Raw genomic sequence first — 22,981 nt, forward strand, 5'->3', positions numbered from 1 at the left:
GAAAACTGACTCACCTGGCGGCCCTTTTGTACGCGTCCAGAACAAGACCGTGGAAATGGTGTACCGCATGTTCGGACATGCCCGAGCCATCAGGGTCGTTCACGATGCGGCCCGCGTCGAAGGCTGGAGTGTTCATCCCTTTCTGCACGCTTTCAACGATGTTGATGTCTTCAACCTGTAACACTTCGTCCAGATAGCGGATCGTTTCGACCTCGGCCTCGTTGGGCTCCTTGGTCTCAAGGAAGAAGTCATAGGTTTCCAGCGTCCGGTCGGGGCCTGCAGGGATGATGTTGAGGATGATCATCGACGACCGACCCGGATACCGCATGATGCAGGTATTGGGCCATAGCCACCAAACGGCATGGGTTTTCACCGTGGCATTCGACACGTCATAAGCGCTGTTGGTCGTGTTGCCCGCATCTGCCATGTGACTGGAATAGATGCCGTGCGTGGTCACCTTGTAGGTGTCCATATCGACAAGTTCGCAAAAATCCTTGTGAGCGGTCGGACAGTGGTAACATTCCAGGAAATTGTCGACCACGTTCTTCCAGTTGGACTTGATGTCATAGGTCAGTCGATGAGCAAATGTCAGCTCTTCGATATCCGGCGCCCAGTGGCGGATTTCGGTTTCCAGATCGCCGGACAGCTCCGACAGGGGTGAGGCCTCTCGATCAAGGTTTACATAAACAAACCCACAAAATTCCTCTACCTGCACCTCATCCAGACAAATCTCTTTGGGCTCGAATCCATTCAGATTCTCGGTATGCGGGGCACGCACCAGCTGTCCATCCAACTTGTAAACCCAGGCGTGATAAGGGCACATGATGCGGGTCGTATAACCTTCGCCCGACAAAAGCTGATGGGCGCGGTGTTTGCAGACATTGTAGAACGCACGCAGAACGCCTTCCCGATCACGTACCACAGCTACCGGCTGACCAGCGATCTCGATCGTGACAAAGCTGCCTGGTTTGCGCAGCTTTTCGACATGGCAGACCCATTGCCACGTCTTGGCGATGATCTCGCGCAAGTCCACAGCATGCCAGGCTGGATCCGTATAGGCCTCCGCCCGCAGCGAAAACGAACTGGATGGGTTTTCGTGATAGCCCTTGGAAATATCCGCGAATTGCTGGGACGTTGGCTGTTCAGTCATTGCGGGCGTCTCCTGTGAACAAAACCCTGCCGTGTGACTCGGTCAGAGGTATAGGATCGCGTCTCTCACACATGACCAATGTGCACAGATCGCCGTCTACTTAACTTTATTCGCCACCCGCCTATCGGTCTTGCGGTGCATGGGCCAGGCTCGAAATTCAAAAGGAACGCGGCCTTCCACCCGATCATTGCGCGGTGACAGCCCAAACCGTTCGCGGTATGCGCGGCTGAAATGAACCTGGCTGGCAAAACCCGAGGCCACCGAAACCTCAAGCAAAGACATATCTGTCTGTGTCACCAGCCCGCGTGCACGGTCCAGCCGGATGTCACGATAATACATGGTTGGAGTTTTCTTGACGTGCCGCGCGAACAGCCGATTCAACTGGCGTTGTGACAGGTTTATGGAATCACAGATCTCGGGAATGCTTAGCGGTGTTTCCAGGTTCTGCTCCATCAACGCTATCGCCCGTTTGACCGCTGTGGGGGCCAGTTGACCCATCGGCTCGGCCAGCCCCGGACTTTGCATAGCGCCTTGGGGGCGCACGGTCTGGTGAAAAACGTATCGTGCTGCCGCATTGGCTAGAGCGTCGCCCTTGGTGCCCTTGATGATATGCAAGGCAAAATCCAAGGCTGCCGCGCCGCCGCAACAGGTGATGCGGGCCTTGTCGAATACGAACAACTCCTCACTGACCTCGACATTGGGATAGAGCTCTTTCATCGCGTCGATATGCTCATAGTGCACCGTGGCACGACGCCCCTTGAGCAAACCAGCTTCGGCGAGGATGAACGCCCCGGTGTCCAGCCCGCCCAGCGTGCTCCCTTGACCGGCCCAACGCCATAGCAATGTATGAAGCGGGGTCGAGTTGTAGGCTTCCGGCGCCCAACTGGACGAGACGATCACGAAATCCTTGCGCCCTTCCTGAACCTCGGCCAGCGCAATCGTGTCGATGGTCATCCCGTTGCTTGCAGTGCAAGGACCGCCGTCCAGGGACGCGATCTGCCACTGGAACCGTGCCTTGCCTTCCAGGTAGTTTGCGGCGCGAAACGGGTCGATGAAACCCACTGTCGCCGCCATGTTGAAGTTTGCAGTTACAAGGACAAGAAGTGTCAGAGTGTTGTTTGGTTGAGACGCCATGAGGCCATCTACGTTAAATGGGCGTCGGGGTTGGTCAAGACTATCATTTCGATCAGGACCAACACGTGTTGTCTGTTAGTCGCTGTTTAAAGAATGCCTGTCGGTCGAATTCGCATTCGGCTCATTTGGGCAAGAAATTTTCCCCTACATGCCAGCGATCTGAAAGGCCGCCTTTCTCAAAATTGGCACAGGCTGGTTGGGGTCCAAAAGGTCTGTTCAGATTCAGCACACAGAATGGTGATACGGTCCTTCTGAGTCGAATTTTCACGACATCATTTTAGTCTTTGAGCGTTAGGGTACCGAGATACGCTGTTGCTAACTTCGCCATACACCAAAAATTCCACAAACTTCGACAAAATACACATGTGCGAACGAATCGGCAGACCTGAGATGACATGCTAGGTCGCCGGTTTTTCTAGCGTATGAGAGCCAAGTACAATTGATGGCCCGTGAGATTAACCACCACAATGCGAAGGGGTTCGGCGCCGAATGGGATGGCAGGATGCGTTACCGCAAGATCGCCCCTATTGGCCGCGATGATGACAGGTCGGAGTTCTTCAACTTTGCCAAGGCGTGATGGTCACTCGAAGTAGATCCCCGAAGAAATCTATAGACTAAAACAACTTTCCAATCAGGCTGCATGTAAAAGTTCATGAGAATCGATACGACCAAATGGATCAAAACTGGCTTTGAATGCAAAAGCCCCGCGCAATCTCCGCGCGGGGCCTTTTGATTTCTGATGTTTGATCTAGTTCCCAGCCGAAACCGAGCTGATCGACCAGAACATCGTCTCGCCCGAGGCATCATCGACGCCGTCATTGTCGGTCATAACGAATGCCTCGCCCGAAGGAAGGATGGCCAGACCTTCGATCTTGTCCAGAACGTAGCCGCCGGTTGAGGTCAGGTCGGGCAGCAAGTCGCGGACCTCTTCCTTACGGACCACGGGCAGCTCACCACCCAGCGGGGCCGGGGTCATTTCAGACAGCGGGATGCGGTAGATTTTCTTGGTCACTGCGCGGTGGTCGTGTTGGTTGTCTCGTTCGATGACATAAACATGGTCGCCGAATGCGGTGATCTCCGACAGACCTACCCAGCCAGTTTCCGGGTCAGCTTTGGGATAGTGCACTGCGCCCCATTCCTTGGTTTCAAGGTTATAGGCAACAAGTTTTACGTGGTTCTTGGGGTCGTCCTTCCATTCGCGCTGAACGGCCATCCACAGGGTGTCACCAACCTTGGTGATGCCTTCGAACCCGAAGCGTTTTTCGACGGCCATCAATTCCGGCGGCAGGCCTATTTCACCCTTGCGGTCCTTGATCTTGCCTTCGGCCGAGACATGGTAGATCGCGTGGGGGATGACGCGGTCGGTTCGGCCTTCGGAGGCGACGTAGAAGCCACCTTTGCCATCCAGCGTGATACCTTCCAGATCCAGCTTTTGCGCCGGGTTGCCGTCCTGACGGTGGATACGAATGACGTCCACGATGCGGGCAGGCTGCTGGCTGGGGTCGATCTTGAAGATCGAAGGCTGGAAGCCGTAGAAGCTGTCATTGACCGCATAGATGATGCCATCCTCATCCGCGACCAGACCTGACAGGGCACCCCATCCGATCAACTCATCCGTGCCAGCGGAGGTCAGATGCGGATAAGCGGCGGGTGCATCCTGATATTCAAAGATCGACACATGCGCACGCGGGCCGCCATCTTCGATCAGGTCTTTTTCATTGGCCGAGACCAGAAGGTTGCGCTCGGGGATGGCCACATATCCTTCCGGCCCAACGCCCGACGGCAGCAGCTGTTTCAGAACCGGGTTCGCCGGATCGGTGGCGTCATAGACCCCCACGACCGAGGCGCGCTCGGCCCCCACAAAGATCATCGGCGTGCCACCGAACGTGGCTGCGGTTACGCTTTCGGGCTCAACACCTTTGCTGTCTGAGCGTTTGTCGGGATAGTGCCCGATCTGGATGATCGCCTTTTCAAATTCGGTACCGTTCTCGTAAACAACGGTGCCGTCCTTGTGGAAGATCGTCCAGCCGCGCGAGCCGCCTTCGTAGTCACCTTCGTTGGCGGTGGCGAAATGGTTGTCGTCGATCCATTTCACCGCGTCAGGCTCGCGCAGGCGACCCTCTTGGCTTTCAGTGAAGATCAATGCGCCGCGCTCATCCGTGGCGTCAATACCTTCCAGATCAACCGCGCCAGCCGAGAAATGGCTGACTACGTTCCCGTCCTTGTCAACAACCGCGATGTGGTTGTTTTCCTGCAGGGTGATGACGGTTTCGCCCAGACCATTGATGTCAACGAATTCAGGCTCGGGGTCAGTTGGGGCAACTTTGGCCAGACCAGTCAGCGAGGCCATCTTCATGCCGCTGCATTCCAACGTACCATCTTTCAGCGGCACCAGCGCCAGCGATCCGGCAGGGAGTTGCGGGATGATGCCGTCGTTCAGGTCTTCGTCGCGTTCGTTTTCTATTGCCACAGCGACAAAGCTGCCATCTGGCGCAATCGCGACGCTGTCGGGTTGACCGCCCAGATCACAGGCGCCGGTTTCCGCCTTGCCTGCGATATCGACCGAGAGCAGTTTGCCCGACGGGGCGGTGTAGCTTTCCGAAGTGTTCACGCCCACAAAAGCCGTCCCACCAACGATCCCAACTGACGTCGGCTCGCCACCCACTTCCATCGCGCCTAGAGGTGCCGGGTTTGCTGGGTCGGTGATGTCGACCATGCCGATTACACCCAACGGGCTGTCTGTATAGACCAACGTCATCCCGTCTGCAGTCGCAGCGATGATCTCGGGTGAGGTCTCACGTTCTTTATCAGTTCCCTCGGCCATATTCTTGACGACGGGGAACGATGCAATTCGGTTGAAATTCATCTCTGCCGAAGCCTGGCCGGCGGTCAGGGCAAGGGCAGATGTCAGGCAGACAAAGCGCAACGACATCGGGTGGTATCCTCTCTCACTTGGATGAGAAGGGGATGAACGCGGGTCATTGCGGTTTTGTGACGGTTTGGATTCAGTTTGGTGACAAACGCAAAAAAGTGAAATTCGCATCTTATTCATTGACCAATTCGAACATCGTCAGACCAAAGGTTGTGTCGAAAGTACTCAGCGTTTTTAACCGAGGCGAGATACTCGTGTTGCTCGCGTCCCGTGCTTCCACATGAGCCAACCGTGGCAAACTCGTTCAGGCGCGAACCTCCTGTCGCTGTGTCCTTATTTCCCATACGGATTGTCCTATGGATTAGTCGCGTGGGGATGATCTGGTTTATCAAATTGGACGAAGCCTAATTGCATACTTCTGAAAGTTGGCAGTCTGCTGCTTAGACGGCATCGCACTTGCAGCGAATGTCTTTAAGGAAGGGGCGCAATCGCGGAAATTAATATATTTAGACAAGGTCGGCCTTGTGCCGCAAATAGCCAATCATCCTTCGTACTTAGATCAACAACACTTTGCCCAAGATGGCCTCGGCCTATCCTTTAGAAAGAACTACCTGAGCCTGCACCCGCAACCTTATACCTGCATTGCCATTGGCCGACTAAGTGGCCCAATACCCGACCCTCAACTGCCAGCTAACCGGAAATTCCGTAACAATCTATTGTTGAAGAGAAAATAACGAAGAGGACGCTCAAGTTGGCGGCCGCTCTGTTCTAATACTGATCGCGCATCATCATAGTAGTAATCAAAGTATGTGCCGCAAAAAAGCTCAAGATATTAGGCCCACATTGGCACCTTCATTGTTCGAAGACATAGACCTTGCGAATTTGGTACATGGTGTAACCTTGCAGTTAAGTCATGCGGTTTTTCAGCCCCGACACCCCTTTTTCATGCTGGCGTTTCAATAGTTGTACCTGTTATCGCTACTCTGATTTTCACGGGCTCCAGTTTTCAAGCAGGGTAGATTTTGTTTTGGGCGAAACCTCCGGCGCCATAAATCACGCATGTAAAGATGGCTCCTGCCTGACCGGATTCCTCTACAAAATGTGACCCGAAAACCAAGTTTGCAAAAACTTGTGATTCCCAATTAGGAGAGACGACGGCCTTAGTGTTTGCACTTCAGACCAATGGTAGCTTTGGGTTGACTGTGGTCCTTTGGAGCAAAAATGCAGAAGGCTGCAAAGTTGCGTTGCCGACCTCTGAAGGCAGCGCAACATTGCGCTTGCAGCGAATGGCAGATTCGGCGGGCCGCATGGCAGCATCCCCGTGTACTGACGGATGTCCGCTTTGAGCCGTTGATGCATCGTGGAAACGGGGTATGCACCGGACCCATTGGTATCTTGCTCACGGTATCTTTCACGTTTAGAAAAACGTACGGACCTTCGAATTCACATCATCGCCTGCGGTAGAACAAATGGCATCCCGCGCGAAGGTATTGTGCTGATCGGTAAGTCGATACCGTAAACCTGCTGCATCGCCTCATTGATGAGAACGTCGCACACTGTACCTGATGACCAGACTTTCCCTTCGCTAAGAACGTATACACTGTCGGCGAACAAAGCTGTTAGGTTCAGATCGTGCATAACCACGACAACGCCTCCGCCTTGGGCAGCGAAGTCCCGCGCGATGCGCAAAACGATGAACTGATGTGCGATGTCCAGGCTTGCAACAGGCTCGTCCAGCAACAACCAGCGCGGCTGATCTAGTTCTTTGGTGTCCCACACTTGCGTCAGAACACGCGCCATCTGGACGCGTTGCTGCTCACCGCCAGATAGGTTCTGGTAGGACCGCGTTTCGAAGCCTCCGAGGTCAACTTGCATTAATGCCCGAGACGGCAACGTGTCGTCTTCGGCAGCCAAGCCATTCGCCAGACCAATCCTGACGACTTCGTGCACAGAGAAGGGGAAAGCCACGGTTGTTGACTGCGGAAGAACGCCTCGTATGGCAGCCAATTCCCAAGGCTTTAGCGCCGTGATGTCGTGGCCGTTTAATGTGATCCTGCCGGAGCTTTGGATTTCTCCCGACAGTGCTTTCAGCAAAGTCGATTTACCGGATCCATTCGGGCCGATGATGGCCGTGACTTGCCCGGACTCTGCTTCAAAATCCACGCCTTTCAGGATCTCTTTGCTTCCAATTTGGACGCGTATGTTCTCAGCTTTCATACTTACATTCCCATTGAGCCATGGCGTCGAAGCAAGATCCAGAAAAACACCGGCGCGCCAAGGATCGCGGTCACGATCCCAATTGGTAGCTCCGCCGGAGCAACGATCACGCGACTGATCATATCTGCGCACAACAGCAGCGTGGCCCCCAGCAGAGCTGAATTCATCAGCAAGCGATGGTGGTCTGGTCCAGTGCTGAGACGCAGCAGATGCGGCACCACGATTCCGATAAAACCTATGCCACCCGATACGGCAACGGCGGCACCTGTTGCCCCAGCGACCGTCAGGATCGCGAGGTTTTTGCTTCGCTGGACTGAAATACCCATGTGATGGGCAATGGCCTCACCCATCGCCATACCGTTCAAGGCACGGGCAAGAAACTGTGTGCAGATAATTGCAGCCAAAATAATCGGGGCAGCCGTTGCAACCTTGGTCCACGTCGCACCAGCCAGTGAGCCCATGCCCCAGAAGGTGAGGTCTCTGAGTTGCTGATCGTCAGCCATGTAGATCATCACACCAGATACCGCTCCCGCCAAAGCTGCCAATGCAATGCCCGCAAGTAGCATTGTGGCGACCGATGTCTGCCCTTGGCGCGTGGACACCCGATAAAGGATCAGAACCGAGGCCCATCCCCCCAGAAAGGCCGCAACGGCAACCAGCCCGTCGCCTACCCAGGCGAGGACCGTGCCAGGCAGGAGGCCACCAAAGACGATGGCTGCTATCGCGCCCAACCCAGCACCCGCGCTCACGCCGACAATGCCAGGATCGGCCAGCGGATTGCGGAACAGCCCTTGCATCACCACGCCCGAGACTGCCAGCGCCGCACCAACAAGTATTCCCATCGCCAGACGGGGCAGGCGGATGTCCCACAGAATGATCCGGTTCAGGTCCGACAACTCGCGCCCCTGAAGTAAATCCAATACTGCAATCGCTAGCGAGGCGTCAGACGCTCCGACCGAGACGCTGAACACACTTGTTACGGTCAGGACGACAATTAGAGACAGCGTCACGCGCTTGGCCCTGATCCTTCGCGCGTCGGCGCGCATCGGAGCGCCGTGGTCTAACGCCAGCGTCATGATCCGCTCGCGTTTTGCAACGCCGCCGATAGGTCTGAAATCGCATCCGCTGTACGCGGGCCAAAGCCCAGAAGATACGCACCCGGCATACGGATCAGGGCTTTATTCTGCCCTGCCGGGGTCAGTTGGATCGCGGGTATTGCAAAAAGGTCCTCGTCCGAAGTTGCGTGATTGCCGCGCCGCTCCATCATCAGGATCACGTCGGGCGCTGTGACAGCCAACGCTTCTGGTGTCATGGTCTTGAAGCCATCGACCCCTGCCGCAGCGTTTTCACTGCCCGCCATTCTGATAATGCTATCGGCCTGAGTTTTGCCCCCACCGACGGTAATTTCCCCATCCTGGGCCGAAAGGATGAACAAAATACTCAATGGGTCCGCGCCCGCGGCGATCGAGGCACTCTCTTGCGCTTGATCCAGTTGTTGAGCTGCACTTGCAGCCAACTCTTCGGCTTCGGCCTCAACACCCAAAGCGGCGCCCACCGCGCGAATTTTTTCCACTATCCCATCGCGGGAAAACTCATCGTCGATGGTGACAAATTCCACACCGGCTTCTTGAAGCACCGAAATGGCATCTGGCGGGCCGGAGCCTTCCAGTGCCAAAATCAAGTCGGGTGCGACGGACAGCACGCCTTCGGGCGATAGAGCCCGCCGATAGCCCACATCCGGCAAATCCATCGCATCGGCCGGGAAAGTTGAGGTCCGATCACGGCCCACAAGCCGGTCCTGCTGCCCGAGAGCATAGATGATCTCGGTGATCGAACTGCCGATGGCGATCACGCGTCTTTCCTCTGCTTGCGGCGCTGTGGCCGAGAGCAGTGCAGCCGTGCAGAGAGATAGAAGCTGTCGCACTACACCACCTCTTTTTCAACTTTGTCTGATAGCCCCGCGACCAACGTGTCCCAGGCGGGGCGGTGATCGGACTTGCCTGCCCGTCGACCAAATATCTGGAAAATCAAATCGCCGTCAGCGTCAAACGCTTCGACTGAAACAGCGGGTCCGCGCTGGGTGGGTTTGGTGACGGCCCAGACCTCGGCAATATGATCGGTGCGCAGATGAAGGTTGAAATCTGGGTCCAGCACGTTGAACCAAGGCCCCATCTGTTTCAGGGTTTTGACTGGGCCACCATGGATTTCAATGCAGCCGCGATTGCCGACAAAGACCATGACCTCAAGCCTTTGGTCGCGCACCTGTTCGAACATTTGCGGAATTGTGTCTGGGTCAAGCGCCCGAACCAGAGGCACACCGGCAATACGATATGCCCCCAACCGGTTCATCTTGAGCTTCGACGTCAAGCGCAGGAACTGATGCGTGTCCGTCATCTTGGCCCACTCATTGCGGAGGATTTCAACCTTATCCGGATTGGCCTTAGGTGCTTCGGTTGGTTTGCGCTGCTCGATAGACATCGTCTGGGATTGATCGTCCGCGGCCAGCGTCTGGACCAGATGTGCCCAGTGATCCAGATCCGAGCCGTCCCGCAGAAAAATCTTGTGAACCGCATCTCCGGCTGCATCAAATACTTGAATCGAGCGGCGTGTTCCGGAATTCGTTTCACGCTCGACCGCGAAGGCATGAACCCAATGGCTGGGGAACATGCGCAGGTCAATCTCTTGGGTCAGGACCATCGCAGCATGAGCGCCAGGATGGTAATTGTCGTATTGCCCGACTTTCTCAATCACGCAGGACGGGTTGCGTGTCAGCGCCATGACCTCTCCCAACCCGCTCAACCGACCAAAAAGCGCGTCTATGTCTGATTTCAGCCTTGTTGCGCCTTGTCCTGCGAAGGCCGCCACCAGCTGTCCTTCGGACAAACCAAGTGATTCCGCCAGATCGCGATCACGTTTGCCAGCCTTCTCTGCATAGGCAGCACGAATATCCTGAGGGGCCGTAAGCACCTGTTCCATAGTGGATTTCCCATCTTCGAGTGGTTCTGTGAGGCGCTGGCCCGGCCCATGATCCCGTCATTGGCCCGCTGGCAGTGACTGAAAAATCAGTCACGGAAATATGTTGACTCTTTTAGTAAGCTTTATTAGCGAGCACAAGTCATCGCTGAAAGGCGATTCCAAAAAACACCAAAAAAGACTGACCTTAGCCAGCGAACTGCAAGCATCTCCGGTCCTCAAGCCACTCGAAGGGACAGAAATGCGTGCTTCAATTCGAAAGGCGGGCCTATTTGGCACCGCCTCTTGCCTCAGTTTGATCGCAGCGGCCGCTTGGGCGCAGGAACAGGATGATGGGTTTCTAGGCACACTTGAGCTTGGCGAAAGCAAACGGGAAATCCAGACCGATACCGCAGTACTTATTACCAACATTGATCAGGAAGAGATCAACGACCGTCAGGCCAACACGGTTGCAGAGCTGATCGACACGGTGCCTGGTGTGACTCTGGTGAATGGCTCGACACCGCAGGGGTCAGGTATCAACATTCGCGGCTTCGGTGCCAACAGCACTTTCGGCACCGACCAGAAAGTTCTCATTCTGATCGACGGGGCAACAACCGGTTCGGAAGAGCTGTATCGGATCGGTAACCAACTCTTCACCGATCCACAGCTTTACAAAAGCGTGTCGGTGATCCGGGGCACTGTCGGGTCGTTTGAATTCGGCTCGGGCGTCGTCGGCGGTGTGGTTCAATTGGAAACCAAAGACGCCTCGGATTTCACCGGCGGTGAACCCGGGTTCCGGTTCCGCCAGACGCTTGAAGGGTATTCGAACGGTAGCGGCTTTGCCTCATCGTCGATTCTGGCGTGGCAACCGAACGAGCAGACCGAGTTCCTGTTCAACTACACCTATCGCGATCAGGACGATCAGAAAGACGGGAATGGCGATACAATCGGCAACAGCGCCTTTACCCTGCCTTCCCTTTTGGCGAAAGGTAAATACAGCTTCGGCGACAACCTGGAGCATTCTATCACCGCATCATGGAACCAATCGACCTCGGAAGAACGGGACGTTCCATATGACTCATTCGGTACATCTGCAGACGCTTTTGGAAATGTGGATCGTGATATCGAAACCCGGATTGGCATCCTGCGGTATCAATACCGGCCAGCAGACAACGATCTGATCGATTTGGATGTGAACCTCAGTTATTCCGAGCAGTCCATCGACAGCAGCTATGTTCCTGGCTCTTCCAGTTTAGAGGGAACCCCGTTTTTCCCAAGCATACGGGCTCTGGCGGACGCGTCACACAACTATGAAACCACCAAACTGACGATCAAAAATACCTCGTATTTCCAAACTGGAATCGCTTCGCATGATCTTCGAGCCGGGATCGAGTTCATCAATCGAGAGCGTCTGGATGCTCCGTCAGCCCCGGGTGGGACCGATCGTCGGATAGCCTTGTTCGCTGTCGATGACATTCAGATCGGCGATCAACTGACCATCACACCTGCGCTGCGTTACGAAACGCAGGACATCAGGGGGGATGGCGATACAGCACCTTTCGATGAGAGCTACAATAACAATGCTCTGATGGGGGGTCTGTCGGCGCGGTACGAATTCGCAAACGGTTTCGGCATCTTTGGCGGCGGTGCATACACTGAAAGCCTGCCCATCATCGACGACCTTGGTACCCCGGTATTCATGACCCAGCCCGAGAAATCGCGCACCTGGGAAGCAGGGTTTTCGTTCAATCGCGGAGATATCTTTGCCGAGGGCGACATCATACGCGCCAAGGTGAATTTCTACGACACTAACTTGCGGGATGTTACATCGTACAATCAGTCGAATCCGATTACCGGAGCCTCTGTTCTTTTGGACAAGGTCGAAACGCGCGGTGTGGAAATTGAAGCATCATACGCGAAAGTTGGCGGATTCTATGTCGACTTTAACGCGAATGTCGCAAGCGGCACGGAAACCAATGAAAACGGGCAGGAGTTCCGCTGGCGCAACGAACCATCGGATTCGGGGCGGATCACATTCGGCAAACGGTTTGGCGAAACGCTTGATGTCAGCTGGGAGCTTTTCGGAGCCAGGTCTGGCTTTGATTCCTCAGGCGACCCGGTTGCCGGATATGGCGTCAACACATTGCGCGCGTCCTACTTCCCGCAAGAAGGCGCGCTTGCAGGGTTCGAAGTTAGGGCAGGTATCGAGAATATCTTTGACAAAAACTACCTGCCGAACCTGTCGACGCGCAATGCGCCGGGCCGGAACTTCAAGCTGACAGTGGCCAAAACCTTCTGATCAAAAAACGAAAGGACCAGTTATGCGAATTGCGTCGAAAAGAAATGCTCGGTTGGTCCTGCTGGCCCTGTTCCCAATTCTGGGGGCGGGGCTTGCCTCCGCCGAAGGAACCGGTGGCGTTTCGATAGAGCTGAGTTCTGCGGAAGAACGAGACCAAAGCTGCCTGCTCAGCTTTTTGGTCGAAAATACCTATGACGCTGATATCGAAGGTGCAGTCTACGAAACGGTCTTGTTCGGCGAGGAAGGTGGGGTTGCTCTGCTCACGCTTCTGGATTTCGAGAATCTGCCTGCAGGGCGCCCTCGGGTCCGCCAATTTCAGTTCGATGGAATGGCCTGCGACCACATCTCTCGCATTCTGATCAACGGCACGCACGAATGTGCGCATCAAGGCGGGATGGAGAATGCCTGCATGTCGAACCTGACACTCAAAAGCCGCCTTGAAACGGAAATAATTGGATAGGCCAATGGATACGATCATTCAGAAATTGACAGACGTCCTTGCGCTTGGCGGGCCGGTTGTTGCGATCCTGATCACAACCTCGGTCGCAACTCTGTCGCTCGTAATTTACAAGCTTTGGCAATATGCGGCCGCCGGCGTCGGTCGCCATTTCGAGCTGTCTTTGGCGATTGAAGCCTGGGACCGCCGGGACCGGGTTGTTGCGATGGCGCATCTGGACAAAAGCCGCAGCTATCTGGCCCCGGTGATCGCCATGTCATTCAGTGGAGATAGCAGCACGCTGTCCGAGCGTGCCGATGCCGAGGCCGAAGCACGCTTTGCCGGGCTTGAACGGGGCCTCAACGTGCTTGATGTGGTGTCACAGCTTGCACCGCTACTGGGGCTATTCGGCACTGTTCTTGGCATGATCGAAGCCTTCCAGACCCTGCAAGGCGCAGGCAATTCGGTAGATCCTGCACTGCTTGCTGGCGGCATTTGGGTTGCCCTGCTAACAACGGCTGCGGGGTTAGCCGTCGCCATGCCAACCTCGCTTGTGCTGACTTGGTTCGAGTCACGCATGACGCGTGAGCGCATATTTACCAACCGTGCCTTACGCACCGCTTTCGCACCTGGTCACGCCGCAGAATGCAAAGCGACCGAGATGCCAAAGGCAGCTCTTGCCCATGGCACTTGAGACCCGCTCCAAGCGGCGCAAGCGCCTGTCGATGACCTCGTTGATCGACGTCATCTTTTTGCTGCTGCTGTTTTTCATGCTTACTTCAACATTTTCGAAATTTGGCGAGATTGAGTTTTCAACATCTTCGGCAGGAGGGTTTGACCAAGATATTTCAATCCGCTTTGTGAAGCTTGAACAGGATCGTCTTCTGGTCGACGGGACCGAAATAACCCTGGATAGCGTTGCAGAGCTTTTCGACGGGACCTCCGAACAAATGGCTTTGATCAGTCTCGGCCAGAACGCAACTTCGCAACAACTGATTGACCTGCTGACGGCTTTGAAAGGCGTGGCTCAGCTACGGACGCAGGTGATCGGATGATGCAACTGAAACCAAGAGCGAGGCGAACCCGAGAACCCACAATTGCTCTAATCAACGTCGTCTTCCTGATGCTGGTCTTCTTCATGATTGCCGGTACGCTTGCCCAACCGCTTGGCAATTCGGTGCAACTGGTCGCAACGCAGGACCTTGAAGGGCGCGAGCCGCCAGATGCGCTCGTCATCCGTGCCGATGGTGTGCTCGAGTATCGCGGGGCCGAACTGACAGATGTTGAAGCCTATGTCGAACGCGCCTCGATTGACCTGCCTCTGGAAATAGTGCGCTTGGTTCCCGACCGCGCGCTTCCAGCGGTGCGGCTGAAAACGGTTAGTGATGCGCTTCGTGCCTTGGGTGCAAACAAGGTCTTTGTGGTGACACAAAGGGCGCTGCAATGATCCCCAAATCTCGCGCCATGGCCGGATCTGCGATCGTGTTGGCCGTCGCGACCCACGGGCTTGCTTTGCATGACTTTGGCACGCAAACGACGACGCAAATCGAAGGTGGAGGCTCGGTCGAAACTGCGGCGCTTGGGACGTCCTTTAAGGATTTCACTGCCGGAACCATTGCATCTGCGCCGGCCTCGACCCGGAAAAAGACTGTAGAGCCTGATCAACCAATTAAACAAGCAAACCCCGAGGTGCAGACAGCGAAGAGTGCAAAACCTATCGCAAAACAGGTTGTGCCTTCGGCGAAAGGAGCATTGAAAGCGACGGTTCCTCAAAAGGCAAGCCGGCCCGAAGTGACCCAAGCCAAACAGTCTGAGTCTGAGCCCAAACGCAGACCTGCAACAACACCTGTGCAAAGCCCAGAACTTGAGAAAAAGAAAGTCGCCCAGCTCGCTGTGAAGGCAGGCAATGGTGAACGCACTCAAAAAAAAGGCAGTACAACGGGCGAAACCACCAAGGGAGAAGCCGCCGCCGAAAAGACAACCCGCACAGCCTCGGCCCAGGGCAATGCCGATGCAAGTAACTATGCGTGGAAAGTCAAACGCAAGATCCTTCGCGCGAGACGCAAAAGCGTCAACATCCGCGGCACCGTTCTGGTGACGTTTCGCATCGCTGACAGCGGAGCTTTGGTATCGGCCAACATTGCCCTCAGTTCAGGTTCAAAGCGTTTGGACCAGATCGCCTTGTCACAGGTGCGCGCGGCTGCACCTTTCCCAATTCCGCCTGCCGGGGCCCGTCGAGAATACACTATAGAAATTTTGAGCAAGTAGAGGTGAATGCACGAGGCCGGAAGGTTTCTGAGTACCATGAGATCAGCACAAGACTGCGACACCGCGAGTGCGAACGGTAAATTCAAAATGCCCCACAGCACGCGTTGGTTAGACTACGCAGCAGCCGTTCTGACGCTTCCGATGAGGGAGTTTTGCCACCTTAGGGTCAGGAATCATAGCCAAGGGACGACGATTGCCGCGAGGGCGATGGCAGGGAGGAAGACTTTCGGGCGGCGGGCGTATCGGGTTGCCACGCGCCGCCATACCTTAAGCCTTCCAAAAATGATCTCGATTCGAATGCGGCGTTTGTACCTGCGCTTGTCGTATTTGACCTGGGTCTCGAGTTGTTTGCGGTCTAGGGTGCAGGCGCTTATCAAATTGTTTTTAAACGCTTCTCTGAACCAGCCGGCATCACAATCCCGGTCACTGAGTAGCCAATCGACGTCCGGAAGGCTGCTTAACAACTCCGGTGCACCAATTTAGTTACTGACCAGACCGGTAGTGACAAGGAGGTTGATCGGTCTATCCAGACTATCTCAGATGGCATGTAGCTTCGTGTAAGTGTCGGCTGGCTCCGACCCACTAGGCGTTCACGCGCCTCTTTTTGACGCTAAATCTGGTCGCTGTGCGGTGCGCGTTCAGGTAAGTCGCGTTGATCATCACGGTCTTCTCTTCGCCATGCGCGGTGGCCAGAGCAGCCATCATCCGGGCGAAAATGCCCTTATCGCTCCAAAGCTTCCAACGGATGTACAGCGTCTTATGAGGCCCAAATACCGCCGGGGCATTACGCTATCGCATGCCTTCGATTTTGATGACGAGAAACCCGCTCAATACACGCCGTTCATCAACGCATGGCTTGCCATGGGACTTCAGGAAGAAAGGCCCGGGACGCCCCATCTGCGCGTCCGTCATCCAGGATAGATCAGATATGTTCAAAGCTCAATTTTCAAACTGTGAATTATACCGGCTGAAGGAAATGTTGGGTCTTGATCCTAGAACTCTTGGGATGGACGGCCAAATCCTACTGTGATCCTATGCCGTTGCAGTTCATGAGCATTCAATGCGATCAGTTTCGTATTTTTTAGGAATCTTTGCAGCCATTGCCGCCAGCTTTGGCCTCTATTTGGTTTCTTACCAGTACTTCGTTTCGGAGGAGCTTTCGAAAGCTCAGGGCCGGCTCTCTCTCTACCAAAGCTCGGTGAACAGCGAACTCGAACGATTTTCCCACCTTACATATGTGCTATCACAAGACTCCTTTGTAATTGGAACAGCCGAAGGCGATGGCACCGGAACCTTAAACCGACGCCTTGAGGATTTTGCCGAACAGGCAGGTCTGGATGCGATCTACTTGATGGACGAAGACGGGATCACGATTTCCGCATCGAACTACCGCGAAATAGGGAGCTTTGTTGGCCAGAACTATGCTTTCCGCCCGTATTTCCAAAGTGCCATTTCTGGTGAACAGGGCCGCTTCTACGCCATCGGGGCCACAACGGGTTTGCCGGGTTACTTCATTGCGAACGCAGTGCTGAACGACCGAGGAGCTCCAACAGGTGTCATAGCGATTAAGATCGATTTCTCCGATCTTCAGGACAGTTGGAAAAACTCGGGCGAACAGGTTCTTTTGGCCAATGAAGACGGTGTCGTTCTTCTTTCTTCGAACGCGGATTGGCAATATCGCGCGTTAAAGCCGTTGTCGGAACCACAGCGAGAGCGAATTCGAGATGCCAGGCAGTTTCCGGGGCAAGACTTGGATGAGTTGGATTGGGATGAGTTGCCGGGAGATCAGGCCAGAATTGCGGGGGCAAAACGCTTGCATCTTGCAGCTACCGATTTGCCTCACGGTTGGTCGCTTCACTATTTTGCAAGTGACGATCAGGCCGTAGCGCGCAGTTGGCTTGTAACTGCAGTTTTTGTCCTTTTGGCGGGTCTCACATTTATCTTCTTCCAGATACAACGCGCGAGACGCGTAAGCGCGGCCTTGGCGCGGTCCGAAGAAGAAGAAGCAAAGCTGCGCGAGGCAAATGAACGGCTTGCCATCGAAATCGACGACCGCAAGAAAGCCGAGCGGAGCCTTAAACGCACCCAGAGCGAGTTGGAGCGCGCAAGCCGACTGGCGGCTCTGGGGCAACTCTCCGCGTCGGTCACGCATGAACTGGGCCAGCCCATCGCTGCAATGCGCAATCATCTGGTGGCAGCAGAGATCTCATCTTCCGGTGAGACCAAGCTGCCGCAAAAGATCGGAAGCCTGGTCGACAGGATGGAAGGGATCACGCGCCAATTGCGGTTCTTTGCACGGTCGGAGAATGAGGCGTTCGACGACGTAGACTTATGCACTTCGGTCAATGCCGCTTTGTCTCTGGTTGCGCCAAACATCGAGCAGGACAGGGTGAAAATCTCATTTGATGCGCCGACCGTTCCGGTCTTTATCCGGGGCAGTGCCCTGCGGATTGAACAGGTCATCACCAATCTTTTGCGCAATGCCATAGACGCTACGGATGGTGCGGATGCGCCTGAAATCCAAATCGCTGTCACGGCTTCTGATGATGAGGCAGTGTTGGAAATTCAGGATAACGGTCACGGATTGGGCGAGGCAACGCTGGCTGAGTTGCAAGAGCCATTTGTAACCACAAAAGAGAGCGGGCGAGGGATGGGCTTAGGGCTGGCGATTTCCACCAGCATTGTCAAAGATCACGATGGCACAATGACGGCCCGAAACCGCGATGGTGGAGGAACAATTTTCCGCGTCACCTTCCCGATTGCCTCAGCTACTGAAGAAACAGACGAATGACCCAACAGCAAGCCTTCAAAGTTCTGGTCGTTGATGATGACAAATCGATGCGACAATCTCTTGTCGAGTTGCTCGAAGCTGCTGACTGGACCGTTAGCGCCCTGTCGCGCGCGACCGAGGTGACGGAGTATCTGGCTAGCGCATCGCCCGATGTCATTCTGTCCGACGTTCGTATGCCCGGTATGTCGGGGCTTGAATTGCTGGCCAGTCTGGACAGGCATGTGGCGCCTCCGGTGGTATTGATTTCGGCACATGGCGACATCCCGATGGCGGTTCAGGCCATACAGGAAGGGGCGTATGGGTTTATCGAAAAGCCATATGAACCTAGGCGATTGTTGACGGTGTTGAGGCACGCGGCTGAACAAAACCGCATGCGGAAAAGCAATGCCCGCCTCAAAGACAGGTTGTTCAAACTGTCAGGCCTTGACCGTATCCTTCTGGGCCAAACAGACGCCATTACTGACTTGCGACAAGACGTACTTGATCTTGCCGATACATCCGTTGCGGTTCTGTTGCAGGGGGATACCGGCACCGGGAAAGAGCTGGTTGCCCATGCTTTACATGATTTGGGTCGGTCGCCAGAGGCGCCGTTTCTGGCGTTGAATTGCGCCGCGTTGTCGGCCGATACATTTGAAGCGGAAATGTTCGGCGTCGTGGGTGAATCCGACGGAAGGCTTGTGGCGGCATCGGGTGGGACCTTGTTTCTGGACGAAATCTGCTCGTGCCCACCAGCGGTGCAAGCCAAGCTACTAAGGGTCATCGAAGATCAACAGGTGCTGCCGGTGGGGGCTGTGTCGCCGGTGCCGCTAAGTTTTAGGGTCGTGTCAGCAACCAACGAAGACGTTGTACTGGCCGCCGAGGAAGGCCGCCTGCGTCAGGACCTATTGTTTCGACTAAACACTGTCGTCCTGTCCTTGCCACCACTACGACAAAGACGGGACGATCTGGTTCTGCTGACAACTCATTTCTTGAGCGAATACGCGCAGGTTTATGAGATTGACGCGCCAGAACTCTATCAGGACGATTTGGCTGCTCTGCTTGCCCATGACTGGCCCGGCAATGTGCGTGAATTGCGCCATGTCTGCGAACGGCGCATTTTGGCGGCCCGACGCGGAGGAGGGTCGATGGCGCAGGCTATACACAGCGATCAACACTTTGACGAAGTACCGGATACGCTGCGCGAAGCCGTTGCTGCTTTTGAGCGCGAGCTCATTGGCAAAGCCATCAAGGCACATAAAGGACGCATGGATGCCGCCGCCGAAGCGCTAGGGATTGGCCGCCGGACGCTTAATGAAAAGATCGTCAAACTCGGCCTCGATAAAGAGGCGCTGTTGTAAGCGAAACCACTCTGCGGATATCCGCAGGGAAACAGAAATTTCCCGCGCGTTTTCCTTCATAGGCAGGCTGCTGCGCATCCTGAATACTCCACCCAAGCGAATTGCGTGATCTGGGAGGAGCCACTATGCGCAAACATCTTAACCGGGCGGCCATTGCTGCCCTGTCACTGACCGTCGCATCCGAAGCGCTGGCTGTCGAATGGAACGTTTCCCTGTGGGGCAAGCGTCGTGCCTTTACCGAACACGTCGAAAAACTTGCCGAACTGGTGAGCGAAAAAACGGGCGGTGAGTTCACACTCAACATCAGCTATGGCGGCCTGTCGAAGAACAAAGAAAACCTCGATGGGATTTCGATCGGTGCGTTCGAAATGGCCCAATTCTGCGCAGGCTATCACCGCGACAAAAACCCCTCGATAACTGTCTTGGAACTGCCGTTTCTGGGCGTGACATCCCTTGAACAAGAAGTCGATCTGTCGATGGCCGTTTATCAACACCCGTCCGTTGTGGAGGATCTGGCCCGCTGGGACGCGACACTTCTGATGCCGTCGCCGCTGCCGCAGTACAACCTTGTAGGTGTCGGTGAAGCGCCGAAATCTCTAACCGATTTTGAAGGTCTGAGCGTAAGGGCGACAGGTGGCATCGGCAAGGCGATGGAGACAGTTGGGGCGGTTCCGACATCAATGTCTGCATCCGAAGTGCGCCAGGCAATGGACAGCGGCATCGTTAAGGCTGTCAGCTTTGCGCCACACGCGCATATGTCCTTCGGCACCATTGAAAATGGTAAGTGGTGGACGACGAACCTAAACCCCGGCACCGTCAACTGCCCTGTCGTGGTTAACACGCTGGCGCTGGAAGATCTATCTGACGAACACCGCAACGCTCTGCTGGGGTCGGTGGAAGAGGCACTGGATCACTACGTGAGCCACTACCAGACCAAAACGATGGAAGCGTGGGGTCCTGAGTTGGATCAACGCGGCATCGAACGGGTCACTTTCAGCGATGAAGAAATCGCAGCGTTCAAAGAAGCCGCTGCCGCCCCCGCGGCCGAGGCCTGGATTGCAGAAAACACCGAGCGCGGCCTGCCAGCACAAGAGCTTTATGACCTTGTGACTGGCAAGATCGCAAACGGTAGCTAATCCACTCACAGCCCGGCGTCGGCCAAGCTGGCGTCGGGTGCCTTTTTCCCTGACAGCGGAGTACAACGATGGCCGGGTCATCCCAGGTGCTGTCTGACGACAGCCGTCTCAGCATTCTCGATCAACGTCTCTACAATCTAGAGAGCTTTCTGGCTCTGATCAGCGGTCTTGCAGTGTTCTCGCTGATGGTTATGGCCGTGGTCTCCGTTGGTGGCCGGAATTTCGCCAATGCGCCGCTTCCCGGTTACGTGGACTGGATCGAGCAGGCCATGCCGTTGATCGCCTTCATGGGGATTTCTTATGCGCAGCGTGATGGCGGTCATATCCGAATGGACATGGTGGTTGGAGCGCTCAAGGGCCGGACGCTCTATATCGTTGAGTTCATCACGACCGCTGTCATTCTGGCGCTGATCGTCTTGCTGATCTGGGGGAGCTGGGCGCATTTCGCACGCAGCTTTGACTTTGGTGCTCCACTCTGGAGCCGCGACAGCTCCATCGACATCGGTATCCCGCTATGGCCGGCCAAGCTGTTGGCACCCGTCGCCTTTGGCGTGCTTTGCCTAAGGCTTGCTCTACAGCTTTGGGCCTACGGTCGTGCAATCCGTCACCCCGATCAGGCACCGATTGCCGTCCCGCTAATTGCCGATGCAGCGACCCAAGCTGCAATGGAAGCCGAGCACGTCTCGGGCCACGACAACTGAGGTTAAATCTGATGGAACCTATTGATATTGGTCTGATCGTCTCGGGCGGTATGCTTGTTCTTGTGGTGCTGGGGATGCGCGTGGCCTTCGCCGCCGCGACAGCTGGCATGGTTGGTCTGATCTGGATCTTCTGGGCCAAGTTTGGGTATGACCCGGCGCGGTTCGGTAAGGCTGTGACTGTGGCGGTCAAAACAGCGGGACAGGTGCCGCACTCCAAAATTTCAAGCCAAGCGTTGAGCCTTATCCCGACTTTCATTCTGATTGGTTACCTCGCCTACTACGCAGGCCTGACCAAAGCCCTGTTCGAAGCCGCGAAGCGTTGGCTGGCATGGGTACCCGGCGGGCTGGCTGTCTCGACAGTTTTTGCGACTGCTGGGTTCGCTGCGGTATCCGGGGCCTCGGTCGCCACTTCCGCTGTGTTCGCGCGTATCGCCATCCCCGAGATGTTGAAGATCGGCTACGACAAGCGTTTTGCTGCAGGTGTCGTCGCCGCAGGCGGTACGCTCGCCTCGCTCATTCCGCCTTCGGCCATTCTGGTCATCTACGCGATTATAGTCGAGCAGGATGTGGGCAAACTGCTGTTGGCGGGATTCATCCCGGGCATGTTCTCGGCTGGGATTTATGGCCTGCTTATCATTGGCATGGCCGTCGTAATCAAAGGGTTTGGTCCCGCGGTCACCGGATTTACATGGAAAGAACGTTTCCTCTCGTTGCCGCCCGCATTACCCATCGTGATTGTTGTCGTCACCATCATCTTCTTTGTCTACAACCCGTTCGGCGGCGACGCCTGGGGTACGCCAACCGAAGGCGGCGCAATTGGAGCATTTGTGGTGTTCCTGATGGCGCTGTATCGGGGCATGCGCTGGGCCGAACTCAAAGACGCGCTTTTGGAAACCGCCAAGCTGAGCGTCATGATTTTCACGATCATCTGGGGCGTTTTGGTTTACGTTCGGTTTCTTGGTTTTGCCGAGTTGCCAAGTGCATTCTCCGACTGGATCACCTCGCTAGAAATGTCTCCGATGCTGATCCTGATCTGTATTCTTCTGGCTTACGCGGTGCTGGGTATGTTCATGGATGCGATAGGTATGCTGCTGCTGACGTTGCCGGTCGTGTACCCTGCTGTCATGGCTCTGAACGGTGGTGAGACCGTAAGTGCAGCCGAGAGTACCTTCGGTATGTCTGGGCCCATGTGTGCCATCTGGTTTGGCATTCTGGTTGTCAAAATGGCCGAGTTTTGCCTGATCACCCCACCTATCGGGCTGAATTGCTTTGTGGTGGCTGGTGTGCGGGATGACCTAAGCGTGCAGGATGTCTTTAAGGGTGTAACGCCTTTCTTTCTAGCGGATGCTGCGACCATCGCGATGCTCGTCGTCTTCCCTGCGATTGTTCTATGGCTACCAGGACAGGTCTGAACCACATGGGTTGGTTTTGGAGTGCGGTTTGCCGGTGCGGCCAAGGCCTGCGTCAATCAGCTGCGTGGCAGAATTCATGACACTTGTTCAATGTCCAGTTTTGGCCGTCCTCGCCGGGACGGTTAGTGCCATGGTCTATCTATGCTGCGGATGACAAAATGACCGCTCAGAGCCTAGCAGAGACATCTCCACATCCTCGCATTACAATCGGTCAAAATGGAAACGGAACGCCATACCGGAAAAGAACCTAGGATTGCCCGAGGCAGGATTGTT

At 55.4% G+C, this 22,981-nt stretch carries 19 protein-coding genes and 1 pseudogene; 12 read left to right on the forward strand and 8 right to left on the reverse strand.

What is annotated here, in order from left to right:
- Window positions 1-10: 10 nt before the first annotated feature.
- Entirely contained in the window at window positions 11-1,150 is a 1,140-nt protein-coding gene (locus tag ACR0NO_RS18840; RefSeq protein ID WP_480725109.1) for an aromatic ring-hydroxylating oxygenase subunit alpha, read from the reverse strand.
- Window positions 1,151-1,246: 96 nt separating this feature from the next.
- The gene (locus ACR0NO_RS18845; RefSeq protein ID WP_480725110.1) at window positions 1,247-2,284 is read right to left on the reverse strand and encodes a GlxA family transcriptional regulator; all 1,038 of its coding nucleotides are present in this window, start codon (window positions 2,282-2,284) and stop codon (window positions 1,247-1,249) included.
- Window positions 2,285-2,726: 442 nt separating this feature from the next.
- Between ACR0NO_RS18845 and ACR0NO_RS18850 the strand changes: the two genes are divergently transcribed.
- Window positions 2,727-2,861, forward strand: coding sequence for a hypothetical protein (locus ACR0NO_RS18850; RefSeq protein WP_480725112.1), 135 nt, complete (start codon window positions 2,727-2,729; stop codon window positions 2,859-2,861).
- Between the two features lie 171 nt (window positions 2,862-3,032).
- On the opposite strand, the gene ACR0NO_RS18855 is transcribed toward ACR0NO_RS18850, so the two are convergent.
- The 5 genes from ACR0NO_RS18855 to ACR0NO_RS18875 form a co-directional block, all read right to left on the reverse strand.
- The gene (locus ACR0NO_RS18855; RefSeq protein ID WP_480725114.1) at window positions 3,033-5,216 is read right to left on the reverse strand and encodes an esterase-like activity of phytase family protein; all 2,184 of its coding nucleotides are present in this window, start codon (window positions 5,214-5,216) and stop codon (window positions 3,033-3,035) included.
- A gap of 1,383 nt (window positions 5,217-6,599) precedes the next feature.
- Window positions 6,600-7,373, reverse strand: a complete 774-nt coding sequence (locus ACR0NO_RS18860) for a heme ABC transporter ATP-binding protein (protein ID WP_480725116.1) — start codon at window positions 7,371-7,373, stop codon at window positions 6,600-6,602.
- 2 nt (window positions 7,374-7,375) lie between these two features.
- Window positions 7,376-8,449: a FecCD family ABC transporter permease gene (locus ACR0NO_RS18865; protein WP_480725117.1), complete on the reverse strand. Its 1,074-nt coding sequence runs from the start codon at window positions 8,447-8,449 to the stop codon at window positions 7,376-7,378.
- Window positions 8,446-9,297: a heme/hemin ABC transporter substrate-binding protein gene (locus tag ACR0NO_RS18870; RefSeq protein WP_480725119.1), complete on the reverse strand. Its 852-nt coding sequence runs from the start codon at window positions 9,295-9,297 to the stop codon at window positions 8,446-8,448. Before ACR0NO_RS18870 ends, ACR0NO_RS18865 begins: the two co-directional genes overlap by 4 nt.
- A complete protein-coding gene (locus ACR0NO_RS18875; protein ID WP_480725120.1) occupies window positions 9,297-10,349 on the reverse strand; it encodes a hemin-degrading factor in 1,053 nt (350 codons plus the stop codon). The genes ACR0NO_RS18870 and ACR0NO_RS18875 overlap by 1 nt, the downstream gene beginning before the upstream one ends.
- A gap of 238 nt (window positions 10,350-10,587) precedes the next feature.
- Here ACR0NO_RS18875 and ACR0NO_RS18880 point away from each other — a divergent pair, with 238 nt between their 5' ends.
- From ACR0NO_RS18880 to ACR0NO_RS18905, 6 genes are read left to right on the forward strand one after another with little or no spacing between them, the layout of a single operon-like run.
- Window positions 10,588-12,627, forward strand: coding sequence for a TonB-dependent receptor domain-containing protein (locus ACR0NO_RS18880; protein WP_480725121.1), 2,040 nt, complete (start codon window positions 10,588-10,590; stop codon window positions 12,625-12,627).
- Window positions 12,628-12,649: 22 nt separating this feature from the next.
- The gene (locus ACR0NO_RS18885) at window positions 12,650-13,087 is read left to right on the forward strand and encodes a hypothetical protein (protein WP_480725123.1); all 438 of its coding nucleotides are present in this window, start codon (window positions 12,650-12,652) and stop codon (window positions 13,085-13,087) included.
- Window positions 13,088-13,091: 4 nt separating this feature from the next.
- Window positions 13,092-13,757, forward strand: coding sequence for a MotA/TolQ/ExbB proton channel family protein (locus ACR0NO_RS18890; protein ID WP_170555951.1), 666 nt, complete (start codon window positions 13,092-13,094; stop codon window positions 13,755-13,757).
- Window positions 13,747-14,118, forward strand: coding sequence for a biopolymer transporter ExbD (locus tag ACR0NO_RS18895; RefSeq protein WP_480725124.1), 372 nt, complete (start codon window positions 13,747-13,749; stop codon window positions 14,116-14,118). Before ACR0NO_RS18890 ends, ACR0NO_RS18895 begins: the two co-directional genes overlap by 11 nt.
- Window positions 14,115-14,510, forward strand: a complete 396-nt coding sequence (locus tag ACR0NO_RS18900; RefSeq protein WP_480725126.1) for an ExbD/TolR family protein — start codon at window positions 14,115-14,117, stop codon at window positions 14,508-14,510. Before ACR0NO_RS18895 ends, ACR0NO_RS18900 begins: the two co-directional genes overlap by 4 nt.
- Window positions 14,511-14,545: 35 nt before the next feature.
- Window positions 14,546-15,331: an energy transducer TonB gene (locus ACR0NO_RS18905; RefSeq protein ID WP_480725127.1), complete on the forward strand. Its 786-nt coding sequence runs from the start codon at window positions 14,546-14,548 to the stop codon at window positions 15,329-15,331.
- A gap of 173 nt (window positions 15,332-15,504) precedes the next feature.
- Here the strand turns inward: ACR0NO_RS18905 and ACR0NO_RS18910 are convergent.
- A pseudogene (locus tag ACR0NO_RS18910) lies at window positions 15,505-16,261 on the reverse strand (IS5 family transposase).
- Window positions 16,262-16,391: 130 nt separating this feature from the next.
- Here ACR0NO_RS18910 and ACR0NO_RS18915 point away from each other — a divergent pair.
- The 5 genes from ACR0NO_RS18915 to ACR0NO_RS18935 all read left to right on the forward strand — a co-directional run bounded on the left by ACR0NO_RS18915 (window position 16,392) and on the right by ACR0NO_RS18935 (window position 22,708).
- Window positions 16,392-18,122 carry a sensor histidine kinase gene (locus ACR0NO_RS18915; RefSeq protein WP_480725128.1) on the forward strand — a complete coding sequence of 577 codons (1,731 nt, stop codon included), beginning with the start codon at window positions 16,392-16,394 and terminating at the stop codon, window positions 18,120-18,122.
- Window positions 18,119-19,459, forward strand: coding sequence for a sigma-54-dependent transcriptional regulator (locus ACR0NO_RS18920; RefSeq protein ID WP_480725130.1), 1,341 nt, complete (start codon window positions 18,119-18,121; stop codon window positions 19,457-19,459). The genes ACR0NO_RS18915 and ACR0NO_RS18920 overlap by 4 nt, the downstream gene beginning before the upstream one ends.
- 125 nt (window positions 19,460-19,584) lie before the next feature.
- Window positions 19,585-20,595: a TRAP transporter substrate-binding protein DctP gene (gene dctP, locus ACR0NO_RS18925; RefSeq protein ID WP_480725131.1), complete on the forward strand. Its 1,011-nt coding sequence runs from the start codon at window positions 19,585-19,587 to the stop codon at window positions 20,593-20,595.
- Window positions 20,596-20,663: 68 nt separating this feature from the next.
- Entirely contained in the window at window positions 20,664-21,296 is a 633-nt protein-coding gene (locus tag ACR0NO_RS18930) for a TRAP transporter small permease subunit (RefSeq protein WP_480725133.1), read from the forward strand.
- An 11-nt stretch (window positions 21,297-21,307) separates the two neighbouring features.
- Complete coding sequence (locus ACR0NO_RS18935; RefSeq protein WP_480725134.1) at window positions 21,308-22,708, forward strand: TRAP transporter large permease; 1,401 nt, start codon at window positions 21,308-21,310, stop codon at window positions 22,706-22,708.
- Window positions 22,709-22,981: the final 273 nt, after the last annotated feature.

The organism is Ruegeria sp. CL3, assembly GCF_056536505.1.